Source organism: Nostoc sp. (assembly GCF_036917515.1).
Lineage (GTDB): Bacteria > Cyanobacteriota > Cyanobacteriia > Cyanobacteriales > Nostocaceae > Nostoc.
Genome location: NZ_JBALDE010000117.1, coordinates 1 through 17,489 on the forward strand (window position 1 = coordinate 1; position 17,489 = coordinate 17,489).

General features: G+C 40.1%; 7 protein-coding genes and 3 pseudogenes. 9 read left to right on the plus strand and 1 reads right to left on the minus strand.

Features of this window, described 5'->3' with window-relative positions; genetic code table 11:
* Window positions 1-365: 365 nt before the first annotated feature.
* A complete protein-coding gene (locus V7K89_RS15010; protein ID WP_335188511.1) occupies window positions 366-494 on the plus strand; it encodes a helix-turn-helix domain-containing protein in 129 nt (42 codons plus the stop codon).
* A 98-nt stretch (window positions 495-592) separates the two neighbouring features.
* On the opposite strand, the pseudogene V7K89_RS15015 reads toward V7K89_RS15010, so the two are convergent.
* A pseudogene (locus V7K89_RS15015) lies at window positions 593-1,335 on the minus strand (ISKra4 family transposase); the annotation flags it as partial.
* A 438-nt stretch (window positions 1,336-1,773) separates the two neighbouring features.
* Here V7K89_RS15015 and V7K89_RS15020 point away from each other — a divergent pair.
* From V7K89_RS15020 to V7K89_RS15055, 8 genes and pseudogenes are all read left to right on the plus strand, one after another.
* Window positions 1,774-1,905: a hypothetical protein gene (locus V7K89_RS15020; protein ID WP_335188353.1), complete on the plus strand. Its 132-nt coding sequence runs from the start codon at window positions 1,774-1,776 to the stop codon at window positions 1,903-1,905.
* Window positions 1,906-2,060: 155 nt separating this feature from the next.
* Window positions 2,061-2,264 (plus strand): TauD/TfdA family dioxygenase, encoded by a 204-nt coding sequence (locus V7K89_RS15025; protein ID WP_335188513.1) that lies wholly within the window; start codon window positions 2,061-2,063, stop codon window positions 2,262-2,264.
* A gap of 39 nt (window positions 2,265-2,303) precedes the next feature.
* A complete protein-coding gene (locus V7K89_RS15030; RefSeq protein WP_335188355.1) occupies window positions 2,304-5,555 on the plus strand; it encodes a non-ribosomal peptide synthetase in 3,252 nt (1,083 codons plus the stop codon).
* Between the two features lie 264 nt (window positions 5,556-5,819).
* Window positions 5,820-10,019, plus strand: a pseudogene (locus tag V7K89_RS15035) (type I polyketide synthase); the annotation flags it as partial.
* A 96-nt stretch (window positions 10,020-10,115) separates the two neighbouring features.
* A pseudogene (locus tag V7K89_RS35905) lies at window positions 10,116-12,719 on the plus strand (zinc-binding dehydrogenase); the annotation flags it as partial.
* Between the two features lie 240 nt (window positions 12,720-12,959).
* A complete protein-coding gene (locus V7K89_RS15045; protein ID WP_335188357.1) occupies window positions 12,960-16,337 on the plus strand; it encodes a non-ribosomal peptide synthetase in 3,378 nt (1,125 codons plus the stop codon).
* Window positions 16,338-16,472: 135 nt separating this feature from the next.
* Complete coding sequence (locus V7K89_RS15050; protein WP_335188360.1) at window positions 16,473-17,147, plus strand: response regulator transcription factor; 675 nt, start codon at window positions 16,473-16,475, stop codon at window positions 17,145-17,147.
* 106 nt (window positions 17,148-17,253) lie between these two features.
* The gene (locus V7K89_RS15055; protein WP_335188362.1) at window positions 17,254-17,457 is read left to right on the plus strand and encodes a hypothetical protein; all 204 of its coding nucleotides are present in this window, start codon (window positions 17,254-17,256) and stop codon (window positions 17,455-17,457) included.
* The last annotated feature ends 32 nt before the right edge of the window (window positions 17,458-17,489 follow it).

The window sequence follows — 17,489 nt, forward strand, 5'->3', positions numbered from 1 at the left end:
ATAATGCTTCTAAACTAAACATAGGGCAGGTGCTGGATTTAACGCTATTTTCAGCTTACTACCTGCTCCTTTCCTTATCCCGAACTCAGGTTAAACTATCTATTCGATTACTAATAGACATCTCCTAAATAGTTTTTTCGTAATAAAAGAATATAAAATGAGCTTTTTAGTACACAAAAATGGCTAACATACTAGAGCACATCGAGAACAATCCAGAGCAAGCACAGTGCTTAGTAGGTCTAAAATATGACTAATTACAGCAGCTAATTCCAAACGCACTGAACACAGATAATCAAAAGTTGATAGCCGAAAAACAAAAAATAAGAATTATTAAGAGAGGTGGAGGTCAGAAAGTGAAGCTGTCTATGGAAAAGCAGATAATATTAACTTTAATTTATCTAAGACATTTGACTACATTTCAATTGCTGGGTATCCAATTTGGAGTTAGTGAGACCATAGCCAATGACACTTTTAACTATTGGTTCCCCCTGTGAAAAGAATTGTTACCTTCAAGTATGTTAGAACAAGTAAAAAAAACTCTAGTGACTATGAAATTGTTAAATAAATTCTCACAGAGTATGAATTAATAGTCGCCAACTTTATAGGGATTTTCTCGTAAATGATACCAATCAAGTATCTCAAGTCGGGTTGAAGAACTGCCAATTTCAGTAAATAATTTCCACACACCATCATGTCCATCCCCCAAATACACGCTTTGGGTTAACCAGCCTTTGTGAGTTAACCCAATCCAAGAGAGATTGATGGTCTCTAAAAAAAGCACCATAATAAATTCCACCTAAGCGTGCTGCTTTATAATCGCGCCACTCACATTCTTGACCTTTTGACGTTTGCAATCGTACCTTACCCCCATCCACACTTACTTCTTTTACTGCTTGTAAAGCCTATGGCTGTGGCAGATTTTGTCTATTTACTAGCCTGTGTAACGTGCTGTGTCCCATTTTTATACCCGTTAATGCTTCCAGTTCTAACTCCGCATTTTGGTAGGACTCATTAGCACAAAGTCGTAAGCTACATTTCTCTAATACTGGACTCAAGTGGGTTCTGGGCTCCAAACCTAATTTTTGTGCTTGTTTTTGTGTGATTGGCAAATGCCCTACACAACTTTTGATTTGTCTGGATCTTCCTTTATTTGTGCCTATTGTTTGTTCGATAAAAAAAGGCGATTTTCGAGCTGATGTGTTCCACCATTTGCGAGCGCACTGTTTTTTCGATTCCTTGCAAAGTTTGCAACTCAGACGCTGATGTATTTTTATACAGAATTGCCGCGATTTCTTTTACTGCTGCTTGTAACCGTTCTTTTTCTTCAGGAGTCATGGCATACTTTCAGTCAGTATTGTCTTATCCCCATACTACACTGGTGACTCGGTATTTCTGCAAAAATGGGATGCTCCCATTTAATCGCTCAAATGTTTACGTGGCTTTAGTTTCCACTTTTTGTCTATAAATTTTAGTTTCTGTTAGGAAATAAAGTCTTAAACCTGAACTCCAGCCCAAAAGTGCCAGGGGAATGGTTGTAAAAATCACTAATGTCGAAAATCAAATCTTGACTTTTTCTTGACTTTTGCTATGTAAAGTATAAATATTCTGCAAGTAATTCAAATGATGAAACAATTATTAAAATAAATATTTGTGCAACCAATCTGGGAGAAATAGCAGGAGATTGTTTGTTGACGACGCAAAATTCAGGCTTTGCAAATAGCTTTATTGCATATGAGAGCAATTCAATTTCTACCGAAAATCAAGAATAACAAAATGGTATTTATTCAGGAGATAGCAGCACACTACAACGCCTTCTTGACTGGAAGACCTTCGCTACCAGAACTATCCATTCAATATACAGATTTGTCTATTGGCAGCAGCGATGGCTCCAAGGAGAATTACTAAAAACTCAGCTTTCCTACTGGGAACAACAACTCGATAATGCTCCTGTTCTGCAACTAACTGCCCACAGACCGTCCGCGACCAACAGTCCAGACTTATCAAGGTGCAAAGCATTCTATAGATCTGTCTAAAAAGCTGACTGAAGCGCTCAAAAGCTACTGCGCAATGTTTATTATGGTGACGAAACACCTATAGAAGATTCAGTTATTGCAGAAATTAATGAAGTTTATCAACAGACAAAGATTAGCTTCTATTGGCAACAAGGAGACATTCTTATGCTAGATAATATGCTTGTTGCACATGGACGCTATCCTTATTTAGTAAAACCTAAAATCGTAGTGACAATAAGAGAAATGATGTAAAACCAAATAGCGCTTTATTACAATATTAGGAGGAAATAAATGAAAACAGACACTAATAACGGCTTTAAACTTTCTCCTCATCAAAAACGCCTTTGGTTGTTACAGCAAAATAGTTCTGCTTACTTAACTCAAGGTGCTTTCTTAATAGAAGGGAATCTCCAAACAAATGTTTTAGAAGCAGCATTACAAAAAGTTGTCAAGAAACATGAAATTCTGCGGACAAATTTTTGTTGTCTGCCTAGTGTAAAGATTCCTATTATGGTTGTTGCTGATATCAGTTTCCCTTTGTGGCAAAAGATTGATTTAAGCAATTATCATCAGCAAGAACAGTTAAACAAAATTGAGGAGCTTTTTCAGTCAGCAAGGCATCTAGCCTTTAACTTCGAGCAAGGTTCGATATTACGTTTGTCTTTACTGAAGCTGTCACAAAAATTATATACTTTACTTGTATCATTGCCCGCGATTTGTGCAGATAACTGGACAATTAAAAATCTAGTTAATGAAATTAGTCAATCATATGAAATTTGTCTACAAAAACAGGAATTATCTAATGAAGTTATTCAATACCTACAATTCTCAGAATGGCAAAATCAATTACTCCAAGAAGACGATATAGAAGCGGTTAATCAATACTGGCACAAACAAAAACTTTCTGCGAGCACTACATTAAAATTACCTTTTGAGAAAGATTTATTAAAGAAATCAAAGTTTGAGATCAACTGTTTCCACTTAGGGATAACTCCGAAGCTAACAGCCGAAATTGAAACTTTAGCCCAAAAATATCAGACATCTACTGCAATTGTATTACTAACCTGTTGGCAAATACTCATTTGGCGACTTACAAAACAGTCAGAAATTATTATCGGCATGGCTTGTAATCGCCGAAAGTATGAAAAACTACAAAACTTATTAGGACTGGTTGCTATTTGGTTGCCAATTAAAAGTTATTTGACACCAGATTTATGCTTTAGAGAAGTTTTAGAACTAGCTAATCAAACTATAGAAGCTAATGCAGTATGGCAAGATTATTTTGTACCAGAATTAATAGAAAATCACGATAAGTTAGCTTTCTCCATCGGTTTCGAGTTTGAAGAACTACCAGAAAAACTTGTTGCTAGAGACGTATCATTTTCTCTAGAGCAATATTATAGTTGTATTGAAAAATTTAAAATAAAACTTACTTGTACTCAACGCAAGCATTCTTTAATTACAGAATTTTACTACGATATTAGTTGCTTCAAAGCAGATGCTATAGAGCGTTTAGCTAGACAGTTTCAAACTTTATTAAACAATGTAACTGCTAATCCAGAAAATAAAATCAGTCAATCAGAAATTCTTAGCTTAAGCGAGCGCCAACAACTATTAGTTGAATTTAACCAAAGAAATATTGATAATATACAAGATATATGTATTCATCAACTATTTGCAGCACAAGTACAAAAAACACCAAATAAAATTGCTGTTGTCTTTGAAAACCAGCAATTAACCTATGTACAGTTGAATAGTAAAGCCAATCAACTTGCTGACTATTTACAGCAGCAAGGAGTCAAGCCGGAAGTTTTAGTGGGACTTTGCACAGAGCGATCGCTTTTGATGATTATTGGACTTTTGGGCATTCTCAAGGCTGGTGGAGCCTATTTACCGCTAGATCCAACTTTACCCAAGGAGGGTTTTGCCAGCCGATTGCAGGATGCTCAAATACCAGTAATCTTGACACAACAGCGATTAGTAGATGCTTTACCGACGCACACAGCACAGATAGTCTGCTTAGATACAGATTGGGATATTATTGCTCAACACAAAGATGAAAATCCCAGCAGTGAAGTCACAACTGAAAATTTAGTTTATGTTTTATTCACCTCCGGTTCTACTGGTAAACCCAAAGGAGTAGCAACAGAACATCGACAACTGCTAAATTACGTTAACGCGATTATCCAGAGGTTAGATTTATCAACCACAACCAACTTCGCTACTGTTTCCACCTTAGCTGCGGACTTAGGTAATACTGGCATCTTTGCAGCTCTTTGTACTGGTGGATGTCTGCATATATTATCTGCCGAGTGTGTTACTGACTCAGCAGCCTTGGTAAAATACTGCCGCACACATCCTATCGACTGTCTGAAAATTGTCCCTTCTCACCTTGCCACTCTTCTTGCAGCTGCACCATCTGATTCCATCTTGCCCCGCCAGCAATTGATTCTGGGTGGCGAAGCTGCAAGTTGGCAATTGATCGAACAAATTCAGCAGCAAGCACCATCTTGCTTAATTTTCAATCACTACGGCCCTACAGAAGCTACCGTCGGGGTGACTACCTTTGCAGTTGATCGGCAAATTAATCATGCACTGACAGTACCCCTTGGTCGTCCACTTGCCAATATGCAAATTTATTTGTTAGACGAACAACTGCAACCCGTACCGATTGGCGTACCGGGTGAATTATACATCAGCGGTGCGGGATTAGCTAGGGGTTATCTGAATCAACCTGATTTAACAGCAGCACAGTTTATTCCCAATTCTTTTGAAGAGGCAGGAGGAAGTAGATTATATAAAACTGGGGATGTAGCACGTTATTTACCCGATGGCAACATTGAGTTTATTGGACGAATTGATCGCCAAGTAAAAATTAGAGGCTTCCGTATTGAATTAGGAGAAATTGAAATTATACTTTGTCAACACCTGCAAGTGCAGCAGGCTGTAGTTTCAGTTCGAGAAGATGATGGCAATAAATTTTTAGTAGCCTACATTGTTCCGACACAAAAACTTAGTGTTAACGAACTGCAAAGATTTCTCAGAGAAAAACTACCGGAATACATGATGCCTGCAACTTTCATCATGTTAAAAGCTCTGCCACTGACACCTAATGGTAAAATGAACTGGAGTGCGCTTCCAGAATTAAATGGTAATTGCCCAGAATTAACAGTAACTTATGAGCCATCACAAACTGAAGTAAAGCAAGCGATCGCTAATATTTGGCAACAGATGCTTCAGCTTGAAAAGGTGGGCATTCATGATAATTTCTTTGATCTCGGTGGTCATTCATTACTTCTGATTCAAATTCACACCAAACTGCGAGAAGTTTTTCCTCAAGAAATATCAGTTATTAATTTATTTGAATATCCAACCATTAGCTCATTAGCTAAATATTTAACACAAAAATCGCCTGAAACATTCTCTTTTGAGGAAAGCAATCAACGAGCAATAAGTCGCACTACTGCAAGGCAATTAAGAGCGCAGTACAGAGAAAATTATTTGAACAAAAAATACGTAAGTTCGACGGATTCTAGAGGCTAGAAGCTTTATAAATAAAAGGTTGTTGAAGCTAAGACTGAAATAAACCCTCAAACATTAGTTGAGAATAATGTCAATAATTGATCAATTCCGGAGTTAGTGATTTTATTCTCAATAAACTCAAGCTTTTTTCAGAACAGCTATCTGACAGACAATAGGCTAGGTAATGGTTTCAAAGTTTGAAGTTTATCGAACTCACATTAAAAAATGGGTAGGAAAATAACCGATTTTTCACGAATGTAAATCATCAAGGAGGAGATTACCAAGATGAATGGCTTAGAAACACAAAATCAAATAAGCGATTTAGACATAGCTATTGTCGGTATGTCTGGACGGTTTCCTAAAGCCAGAAATCTTAATGATTTTTGGCAGAATCTCAAAGATGGTTTGGAAGCAATTTCATTTTTTTCAGACAGAGAACTAGAATCTATAGGAATAGATGCAACTGTACTGAACGACCCTAATTATGTCAAAGCAAATGCTGCATTGGAAGATATAGAATTATTTGATGCTTCATTCTTTGATTACTCTCCCAAAACAGCAGAAATAATGGACCCACAGCACCGTCTGTTTTTGGAGACAGCATGGGAGGCTCTGGAAAGTGCTGGTTATGATTCTAAAACCTATAAAGGTCGGATTAGTGTTTACGGTAGTGCTAGTATTAGTAGCTATTTTTTATTCAATCTTTTTTCTAACAGTGAACTGATAAAACTAGTTGGTTTAGACCAAATTAGACATAATAATCGTACAGATAATCTAACTACAAGAGTTGCTTATAAATTAGACCTGAAGGGGTCGGCTATTACTGTTCAAACTGGATGCTCTAGTTCCTTAGTTGCTGTTCATTTAGGATGTCAAAGCTTAATAGATCGTGAATGCGATCTAGTCTTAGCAGGTGGAGTTTCTGTAACTGGCTTACAAAAGACTGGCTATTTATATCAAGAGGGAGGAATTATGTCTCCCGATGGCCACTGCCGCGCCTTTGATACCAAGGCACAAGGAACTGTTGGCGGCAATGGTGTAGGTATAGTCATTTTAAAACGATTAGCAGATGCTCTAGCTGATGGAGATTATATTCATGCTGTAATCAAAGGTTCAGCCATTAATAATGATGGTTCAGCCAAAATTGGCTATACAGCTCCAAGTATCGATGGTCAAGCCAAAGTGATTGCTGAAGCTCTAGCCATCAGCAAAATTGAACCTGATATGGTCAGTTATATGGAGGCTCATGGTACTGGCACAGTTTTAGGAGATCCGATTGAAATTACAGCATTGACTAAATCTTTTCGCGCCAAAACTCAGAAAAAGACTTTCTGCGCCATTGGTTCGGTAAAGACAAATATTGGACATTTGGATACCGCAGCTGGTGTTGCTGGTTTAATCAAGACAATTCTTGCACTCAAACACAAGCAAATACCACCCAGCTTGCATTTTGAACAGCCTAATCCCCAGATTGATTTTGCTAACAGCCCTTTTTATGTTAATAATCATCTCTCAGAATGGAAGTCAAACGGACACCCTAGACGTGCAGGAGTTAGTTCTTTCGGTATTGGTGGCACTAATGCTCATATAATTCTGGAGGAAGCCCCTGTGGAGAGGCAGAGGGCAGGGAGCAGGGGGCAGGGGAGAGGATATCAGCTGTTAGTTCTTTCTGCGAAAACGGCATCGGCACTCTTATCAGCTACAGTAAATCTGGCTAATCACCTCAAACAGCATCCTGATCTCAAGTTAGCTGATGTGGCTTACACTCTTGGGCTAGGTCGCAGGGCTTTTAACCATCGGCGGATAGTAGTTTGTCAAAACTTTGATGATGCAGTTAAAGTTTTAGAGACAAAAGATTCACAACAAGTTCTCACCCACTACCAAGAAACATCTGTAAGAAAAGTGGTGTTTATGTTTCCTGGTCAGGGTTCCCAGTATATAGAGATGGGTCGAGAACTGTATCAGAGTGAGAGAATTTTTCAGGAACAGGTTGATTATTGCTGTCAGTTCCTTGAATCTCGCTTAGAGCTAGATCTACGCACGTTACTATACCCTCCTGCTAGCCAAGTTCAAGCGGCAGCACAACAGTTGAAACAGACTTATATCACCCAAAGTGCGCTGTTTGTGATTGAGTATGCACTAGCAAAGCTATGGATAGCTTGGGGAGTAATTCCTTCTGCGATGATTGGTCATAGTATCGGAGAATATGTAGCTGCAACCCTTGCTGGCGTGTTCTCTCTAGAAGATGCACTAACATTGGTAGCAGTTCGTGGACAACTGATGCAGCAGATGCCTGCTGGCGATATGCTAGCTGTACCTCTACCAGAGAAGGAAGTACAATCTTTACTAAACGAAGAACTTGCCCTAGCTGCAATCAATGGGCGGTCTTTGTGTGTGGTTTCAGGATCGAGGTCGGCGATCGCCCGATTGTACAACAAATTGACTGAGCAAGGAATTGACTGTCGTCGTCTGCATACTTCCCATGCCTTTCATTCCCAAATGATGGACTCAATCATTGGGCCGTTCACGGCACAGGTGAAAAAAATTAACCTGAAGGCTCCGCAAATTCCTTTTATATCTAATGTGACTGGCACATGGATTACCGCCGCAGAGGCAATTAATCCCAGTTATTGGGCCAAGCATCTACGGCAAACAGTACGCTTTGTTGAGGGAGTTGCTGAGTTACTGCAACAGCCGCAGCGAATTTTGTTGGAAGTTGGCCCAGGGCGAACGTTGACTACATTAGCTAGGCGATATCCAGATAAAGCGGCTGAACAAGTTATATTAACTTCGTTACGCCATCCCCAAGAATCCGGCTCAGATGTAGCATTCTTGTTAAATACGTTAGGTCAGCTATGGCTGACTGGAGTACAGGTGGATTGGTCGGGATTCTATACTGATCAGCACCCCCATCGCCTGCCTTTGCCGACCTATCCCTTTGAGCGTCAGCGTTACTGGATTGAACCCGAAAAACAAACAAAAACTATCCAGACAGATGTAAATACTTTACTGATAACTCCACACAAAAACCCGGAAATAGCAAACTGGTTCTACATTCCATCCTGGAAACGCTCCCTACTACCTAATATGGTTCAGCTAACAAAGTTATCTGTTGAGGTAAGTAGGGGAAGCAGGGGGAGTGAAGAATTACTCAACAAGAACTCTCTTTCCGCCCCAGCTTATCCAAACCGTATTGCCCCACTATCTACTAGTCAAGCAAGTGAAAATCGAGTTTTATCCTGCACTCTTGTGTTTATTGATGAGTGCGGCTTGGGTGAAGAACTGGTGAAACGACTCGAACTTGAGGCGCAAGATGTGATTGCTGTAAAGATTGGGTCAGAATTTTCTAAGCTCAATGATCGCAGATACACTATCAATCCTCAACAAAGTCATGACTACGAAACTCTGCTGAATGAACTTCTAGCACAAAACAAGTTCCCAACAACGATCGCTCACTTATGGAGCGTGACACCTCTTGAAACCACATTAAGACTGGAAACAGCTGACACTCAAGAAACAGGATTTTACAGTCTGCTTTTTCTCGCACAAGCACTTGGAAAGAATTTTACTGATGAACTGCAAATCATTGTTGTCTCCAACAATATGCAGGAAGTAGCAGGCGATGAGTTACTGTGTCCAGAAAAAGCTACTTTACTTGGGCCTGTTAGGGTGATTCCTCAAGAATACCCAAACATTAACTGTCGTAGCGTTGATGTTGTTATTCCTGAATCTGTTAACTGGAATGAGCAAAAACTCGTAGACCAATTGCTTGTTGAACTACAAACTCATACTTATGAGCGAGTGGTTGCTTACCGTGGTTTTCATCGTTGGGTGCAAAACTTTGAGCCGATGCGATTGGATGAATCGCCGCTAGAAACACCAAGATTACGCCAAGGAGGAGTTTATCTAATTACAGGTGGACTCGGAGGTATTGGACTTGTGCTGGCTCAACATTTAGCTGGTACTGGCACTAAACTGATTTTGACTGGACGCTCAGCTTTTCCTGCTAAAAACGAATGGGAACAATGGTTGACCAGTCACGATGAGCAAGACATAATCAGTCGTAAGATTCGGAAAGTGCAGGAACTTGAACAACTGGGCGCAGAAGTTTTAGTGATCGCTGCTGATGTCGCCAACTCTGAACAAATGCAACAAGCGATCGCTCAAGCACAAGAGCAATTTGGTCAACTCAATGGTGTGATTCATGCAGCAGGGGTTGCTGGTGGCGGCGTGATTCAGCGAAAAACACCGGAAATGGCAGAAAGTATTTTAGCACCTAAAGTCAAAGGTACTCTGGTTATTGATAGTATCCTCAAGGATGTTCAGCTAGATTTCTTTGTTTTATGTTCAGCACGTACTGGCATACTAGGGGGATTTGGGCAAGTAGACTATGTTGGTGCAAATGCCTTTCTTGACGCCTTTGCTCATCATAAAACTAACCGAGATGGCATATTTACCGTATCCATTGACTGGTGTGCTTGGCAGGAAGTGGGGATGGCAGCAGAAGCTGCTGTGCAACGATCTAAAACTTCAGAGATTTCCCAAACTCGTCAATCCAAAAAAGTCACCCACCCTTTATTTGACCAATGTATAGTTGAGGGTTCAAAGCAGGAGATATACATTTCTCATTTAAGTGTAAATAAACATTGGATTCTGGATGAACATCGGATTGGAGGGCAAGCGACACTTCCAGGAACAGCCTATTTAGAAATAGCCAGAGCAGCTTTTGAAAATCATGCTCAGGACAAAACGATTGAAATTCGAGAAGTATATTTCTTGACACCTTTAGTTGTAGCAGATGATGAGGAAAAAGAAGTTCGTACAGTTCTGAAGAAGCAAGGAGATGGCTTTGAATTTTTGATTACAAGCCAATCTAACTTGGCGTCAAAGCAATGGCTTGAACATGCTAGGGGAGAAATAGTTTGTTTAGAGCCAGAATTGCCAAAAAAATATGACATCAAAGAAATTGAGGCAAAATGCTATGAGCAGGAAATTCTTTTGACAAAAGAGCATCAACCTCAATCAGGATACATAAAATTTGGCCCTAGATGGAACAACTTGAAGCAAGGAAAGCTTGGAATAAACGAGGGATTAGCTAGCATAGAACTACCCGAAGTCTTTGCCACAGACATAAATACATATCATTTACATCCAGCTTTATTAGATACTGCGGTAGGTTGCTTGGCTGACAAATTTAAAGATGGAGCTGCTTATCTACCTTTTTACTACAAAAGGTTAAGAATAAAAAGACCACTGTCTACAAAAATCTATAGTTACATCAAATATGTAGAGAACCACCAGTCCCGAAAAGAAATCCTGAAATTTAACATCACAATTATGGATGAGCACGGAACGGAACTGGTGGAAATAGAAGATTTCACCCTAAAGAAGGTAGACATTGACATACTTTCTACTAAACAGTCTCGCACTCAAAGCGAAACAATAGCTCCTATTCCTGAAAGCCAAAACTTTTGTTTAAAAATCTCTTCTTTTGGCAATTTAGATAGCTTAACATTTGAACCAACTACACGCCAGAAACCAGGTTATGGGGAGGTGGAAATCGCAGTTGGTGCAGCTGGTCTCAACTTTAAAGAAGTACTTATAGCGCTGGGACTGCTTGCTGTTCCACCGAATATTCCTATCAAGTTTGGTTTGGAATGCGCTGGGAAGATAGTTGCATTAGGAGAAGGTGTTAAGGACTTTCAAGTAGGAGATGAAGTTATTGCTTTTGGCTATTCATGCTTTAGCCCATTTATAATAACTTCTGCAAAATGGGTTGTACTAAAACCAGATCATCTTAGTATGGAGGAGGCAGCAACAATTCCGATCGCCTTTGCAACCGCCTATAATTCTCTGATCAAAGTCGGTAGACTTTGCCAAGGTGAGAGCATTCTGATTCATGCCGCCGCCGGTGGTGTTGGTATGGCTGCGGTGCAAATTGCCCAGTGGGTAGGAGCTGAAATCTTTGCCACAGCAGGTAACTCAGAAAAACGGGCGTTTCTGCATTCATTAGGCATTGAGCATGTCATGGATTCTAGGTCTTTGGCTTTTGCTGACGAAGTGATGAAACGCACTGATGGCAGGGGTGTAGACATGGTTTTGAATTCATTAGGGGGAGAATTTATACCCAAAAGCCTTGCGATTCTCGCACCTTATGGACGTTTCCTAGAAATTGGTGTGCGGGATATCCTTAACAACAGCCAATTGGGTCTGCGACCTTTTGAGAAAAGCTTATCGTTTTTTGCTACTCCGTTAAACCGAGAACACCCCAACTTTAGTCACCTGTGGAATGAAATTATACAACACTTCCACGATGGCAATTTTAGTCCTCTTCCTCATCGAGTCTTTCCAATAAAATCTGTAGTTAGCGCCTTTGAGTACATGGCTGCAACTAAGCATGTTGGCAAGATTGTAGTATCTCTAGAGGATAAAGAAGCTTTAAGCAACCTAGTAACCAAAGAAGACAGAATGAGTTCCCAAGCAACTTCTGTCCAGTCGCCTACTCCATCTCCTATTCTGTCTTCAGCTAGTTCTAGCTTATTTAAAAAACCAGCAGTATCTACAAACAGATTTTCCAGACAACTTCTCAAGGAAGAACTATTACCAACAGAAGGAATAGAAGTTTTTCGACGAATTTTAGGGAGTACTCTATCTCAGGTTATAGTATCAACCTACGAACTCCAGAGCCGTGATTTTCTAATTAAGGGTAAAGATAATGACCCTCAAGTATTGGAGACGAGTAACGTATCGAAACCAATACCACAACGAACATCATTGATTAATCCTGATATTACTCCTAGGAATCAAACTGAACAAACGCTTACTGAAATTTGGCAAGAACTTCTGGGGATTGAGACGATCGGAATTCATGATAACTTCTTTGAGCTTGGTGGCGATTCACTTCTGATTGTTCAGGTTCGTAGCCAACTACAAAAAAGACTCAACGTAAATATCACTATATCTGATTTATTTGAATATCCAACTATAAATTCTTTGGCAGAATCTTTAAGTCAAAAACAGACTGAGCAACCTGCAATTCCGCAGTTTCAGAAAATTGAAACAGCTAAACGGGGAAATGCTAAACATATTTTGGCAAAAGTCAATCAAATTTCAGAGCAACAAGTAGATTTTTTACTCAAAGAAATAGAAATAAGTAAGTCGGCACAATCAGACCAAACTCTGTGAAGAAAAACTAACGGGACTTAAATATTTTTTAGCAATAAATAAGCCTCAAACCCTTGCAGGGTTAGGGAAATACACCAAATGCCTGAAAACGCCTGAAACCCAGATATATCAACAAACCAAACAAAATGATGTCAAAACCTTTTGGAATATACGTTTGAGGTCATTTTATCGGTGTTTTTTGCCTAAGTCCCACTAACTAAACTAAAACTCTCTTTCCTCCTTCCTCCTGCCCTATCTCAAATGAAACATACTCCCGAACATATATCTTTTGTATCAGCAGAAAAAAAACGTGAACTTCTAGCGCAACTGCTTGAGAACAAGGACTTTTTTCCTTTATCTTTTGCTCAACAACGGCTGTGGTTCTTTAATCAATTAGAACCTAACAACTCTTTCTATAACATCTCTCATGCCTTGCGCCTTACAGGTTCGCTAAATGTCATAGCACTAGAGCAAACCCTCAATGAAATTGTGCAACGTCATGAAATTCTACGCACTAGCTTTATGACAGTAGAGGGGCAGCCAGTCCAAGCGGTTGAGCCAACCCTCAATTTTACTCTCTCAGTGGTGGACTTGCGGCACTTTTCTCAAGTTGACCAAGAAGCTGAAGTCTTACGACTAGCTGCTGAAAAAGCACAGCAACCATTTAATTTAGCTAAGGCTCCATTATTTAGAACTACTTTGCTGCAATTAAGTGAACTAGAACAGGTGTTGTTGTTCACTATGCACCACATTATTTTTGACGATTGGTCAATGATGATACTTATCAAGGAGGTGGTAGCTGTTTACGAAGCCTTCAACTTTGGTTATCATTCACCACTTTTAGAACTGCCAATTCAATATGCAGATTTTGCTGTTTGGCAACAGCAGTGGCTACAAGGAGATGAGCTACAAACTCAGTTATCCTATTGGAAGCAGCAGCTGAATGGCGCTCCGTCCATCATCAATTTACCGATTGACCGTCCTCGCCCTGTGATTCAGACCTATCGAGGCGCAAAACAGTCATTAATGCTGCCTCAATCCTTGACTCAAAAGCTGAAAGAATTTTCTCAACAAGAAGGTGTCACTTTATTTATGACACTGTTGGCAGCATTCAAGGTGCTGCTCTGTCGCTATACCCAGCAAAATGATATTTTGGTTGGTACTCCCACTGCTAACCGTAATCGTTTTGAAATAGAAGGGTTAATTGGATTTTTTGTCAATACCCTAGTCTTACGTACTGACGTTGGAGGTAATCCAAATTTTCGAGAATTGTTAAAGCGAGTCCGTGAAGTAACTTTAGGAGCCTATGCTCATCAGGATTTACCTTTTGAGTATCTTGTAGAAAAACTACAACCTGAGCGAGATTTAAGCCATAGTCCACTGTTTCAAGTGACATTTGTACTGCAAAATGCCCCCAAAAATGAGTTTCAGCTATCCGGTATCACCCTGAGTTCCCTAAAATTGGAAAACCGAACAGCCCAGTTCGATTTGAGCGTAGATCTCTTTGAAACGGAGTCAGGACTAGCAGGCTGGTTTGAGTACAATACAGATTTGTTTGATGCTGCTACTATTTCCAGGATGGTAAACCATTTTTGTAATTTGCTGTCAGGCATTGTCTCTAACCCAGAACAGCGCCTTTGGCAGTTGCCAATGTTAACACATGAACGGCAGCAGTTGTTGGTGGAGTGGAATAATACTCAAACTGACTATCCCAAAAATCAGTGCATCCATGAATTATTTGAAGTTCAGGTAGAGCGATCGCCTGATGCCATTGCTGTAGTATTTGAAGATGAGCAGCTGACCTATCGTCAGCTAAACCACCGTGCAAATCAACTGGCAGATTATTTGCGATCACTGGGGGTAAAACCAGAGGTATCAGTGGAAATCTGCGTCGAGCGATCGCTCGAAATGGTAGTTGGAATTTTGGGTATCCTGAAAGCTGGTGGGGCATACGTGCCACTAGATCCTAGTTATCCCAAGGAGCGGCTAGCTTTTATATTAGATGATGTCAAACCTTTAGTATTGCTCACTCAAAAGCATCTGGTTGCGGAACTCCCTGTATCTGAAGCTCAGCTTGTGTGCCTAGACGAATACGAATACGCCCAGCACAGTCAAGAAAACCCTAAGAGTGGGGTAACAGCCGAAAATCTGGCTTATATAATTTACACTTCCGGCTCTACAGGAACACCCAAAGGTGTTCTAATTACGCATCAGGCTTTAGTAAACCACAGTATTGCTACTGCCAAAACCTATGAACTGCAACCAGAAGATCGCATTTTACAATTCGCTTCTGTAAGCTTCGATGTCGCAGCCGAAGAGCTGTTTTCATCATGGTTGAGTGGTTCAACTGTAGTCATCCGACCTAATAAAGTACTATTGTTTGCCCACTTTGTACAATTTTTAGCACAGGAAAAACTAACTGTCCTCAATTTACCAACAGCCTATTGGCATGAGTGGGTATCATACCTAGCTCAAACGAAAGCATCATTACCGCCGACGCTACGCTTGGTAATTGTCGGGACTGAGCAAACTTTACCAGAAAAACTCGCGCTTTGGCAGAAACTGGTAGGCGATCGCTGTCTGCATATCCGTTGGCTGAATGCTTATGGCCCGACAGAGGCAACTATTGGTGTCACAGTTTATGAACCAGATCAACCAACTACCTATCAAGAAAACCAACCTGCTGATTGTGTACCTGTTGGTCGTCCCATTGCTAATACCCAGATTTATTTGCTAGATAAACATTTGCACCCAGCACCTATAGGCGTACCAGGTGAATTGTATATCAGTGGTATTAGTATTGCTAGGGGCTACCTCAATCACCCTGAACTGACTGCCGAAAAATTTATTCCCAACCCTTTTGGTGAAAAATCAGGGATGCGCCTGTATCGCACTGGCGATTTAGCCCGCTACTTACCCAATGGGGATATTGAACTACTGGGACGCATCGACGAGCAAGTGAAAATTCGGGGCTTCCGCATCGAACTGGGCGAAATCTCAGCGACATTGCAGCAATACAATAAAGTGCGCGAAGCTGCGGTAGTAGCTAGGGAAGACGAGCATGGCGAACTGTACTTAGTGGCTTATGTCAGCCCTGATTCAGAACAGGTCTTGACAAGCACTGAACTGCGTGGCTTTCTTCAGAATAAGCTACCGCAATATATGGTACCCTCAAGTTTCGTCATCCTGCCAACCTTGCCCCTGTCACCAAATGGTAAGTTAAATAAGCGATCGCTACCTGCACCAGAAACACTGCACCCAGAGTTGACAGCTGGTTTTGTGATGCCACAAACACAGATGGAACAAACCATTGCTACTGTTTGGCAAAAGGCTCTCAATCTTGAAAATATAGGCATTCACAATAACTTTTTTGAACTCGGTGGTCATTCATTACTCATGGTGAAAGTTCATAGCCAATTATCTGAACTATTCCCAATAGATTTATCATTACTTGATATGTTTAGATACCCGACCATTAGTTCCCTAGCAGAGTTCTTTAGCAAAACTCAAAATCAAACATCTTCTTTTAGCGAAACTAATATTCAAATAGAAAAAATTGCTTTTGGTAAATCTCAACAAAAAAAACGTCTCCAAAAAATGAAGTCAATGATGAATAATCAAGGAGCTAATGAAGAATGAGTATCCCTATAGAAGCTTGGAAAGCGAAATATTACTATCGTCATGAACGTAGCGACTTTCTCACAAGCCACCGATATTGACTATTTCATCACTAATGTTTCATCAATTGTTATACCATAATGGATAGTGGACATTATGAGAATTTTGATAGTTGAAGATGATGATCGGATTGCTAAACCTTTAGCCGAGTATTTAAGCCGACAACACCATATTGTAGATATAACAACTGATGGGCTTGAGGGATGGAAATGGTCACAATCAGGATTATATGAGTTAATCTTATTGGATTTAATGCTGCCTAAATTAGATGGCATCACTCTATGTAAGCGTTTACGTGCTGCTTCATCTAATGCTCTAATTTTAATGCTGACAGCACGAGATACAACAAGTGATAAAATTATTGGACTCGATGCTGGTGCTGATGATTACTTAGTTAAACCATTTGAGCTAAAAGAGTTAGCAGCACGTATCAGGGCTTTAGCGCGAAGAAGTCTAGAGATGCGTTTGCCAATTTTAATCTACGGTAATTTGCAATTAGACCCGGCAACCCAACAATTTACCTATACAGACAAAATTATATCGTTAACTCCTAAAGAATACATGATATTGGAATATTTTTTAAGACACCCAAATCAAGTTGTGACTCGTTCCGCAATCCTTGATACACTGTGGGAATTTGATAAATCTCCGGGAGAAGGAAGTATCAAAACCCATATTACAAACTTGCGGAATAAACTCAAAGCTACTGGAAGTTCAGAAAACTTGATTGAAAATGTTTATGGCATTGGTTATCGTCTACGGCATCAGTAAAATAGTTTAATTAAAATATTTGACTCAACCCTTATACCAATTCTATGTGAGGCGGCATAGAACTCTAGAATAGAGAGCGAGAAAGACTCAAAACCAGAAACAAACAATGGCACGCCCATTCAATCTAGAAATATCGGAGAGTGTTGAATATTTGTCCAAAAGTCTGAGCAAGGCTCGGACATCTGCGGAAAAAGAACGATTGTTGCTTGTGTGGTGGGTCAAAACAGGACAAGTGACACAGCATCAAGAATTGAGCCAAAGATTAGATAGAGATGGCTCAACTGTAACACGGTGGTTACAAAGATATTGACGAGGACTAGAAAAACTACTAGAGGTAAAAAC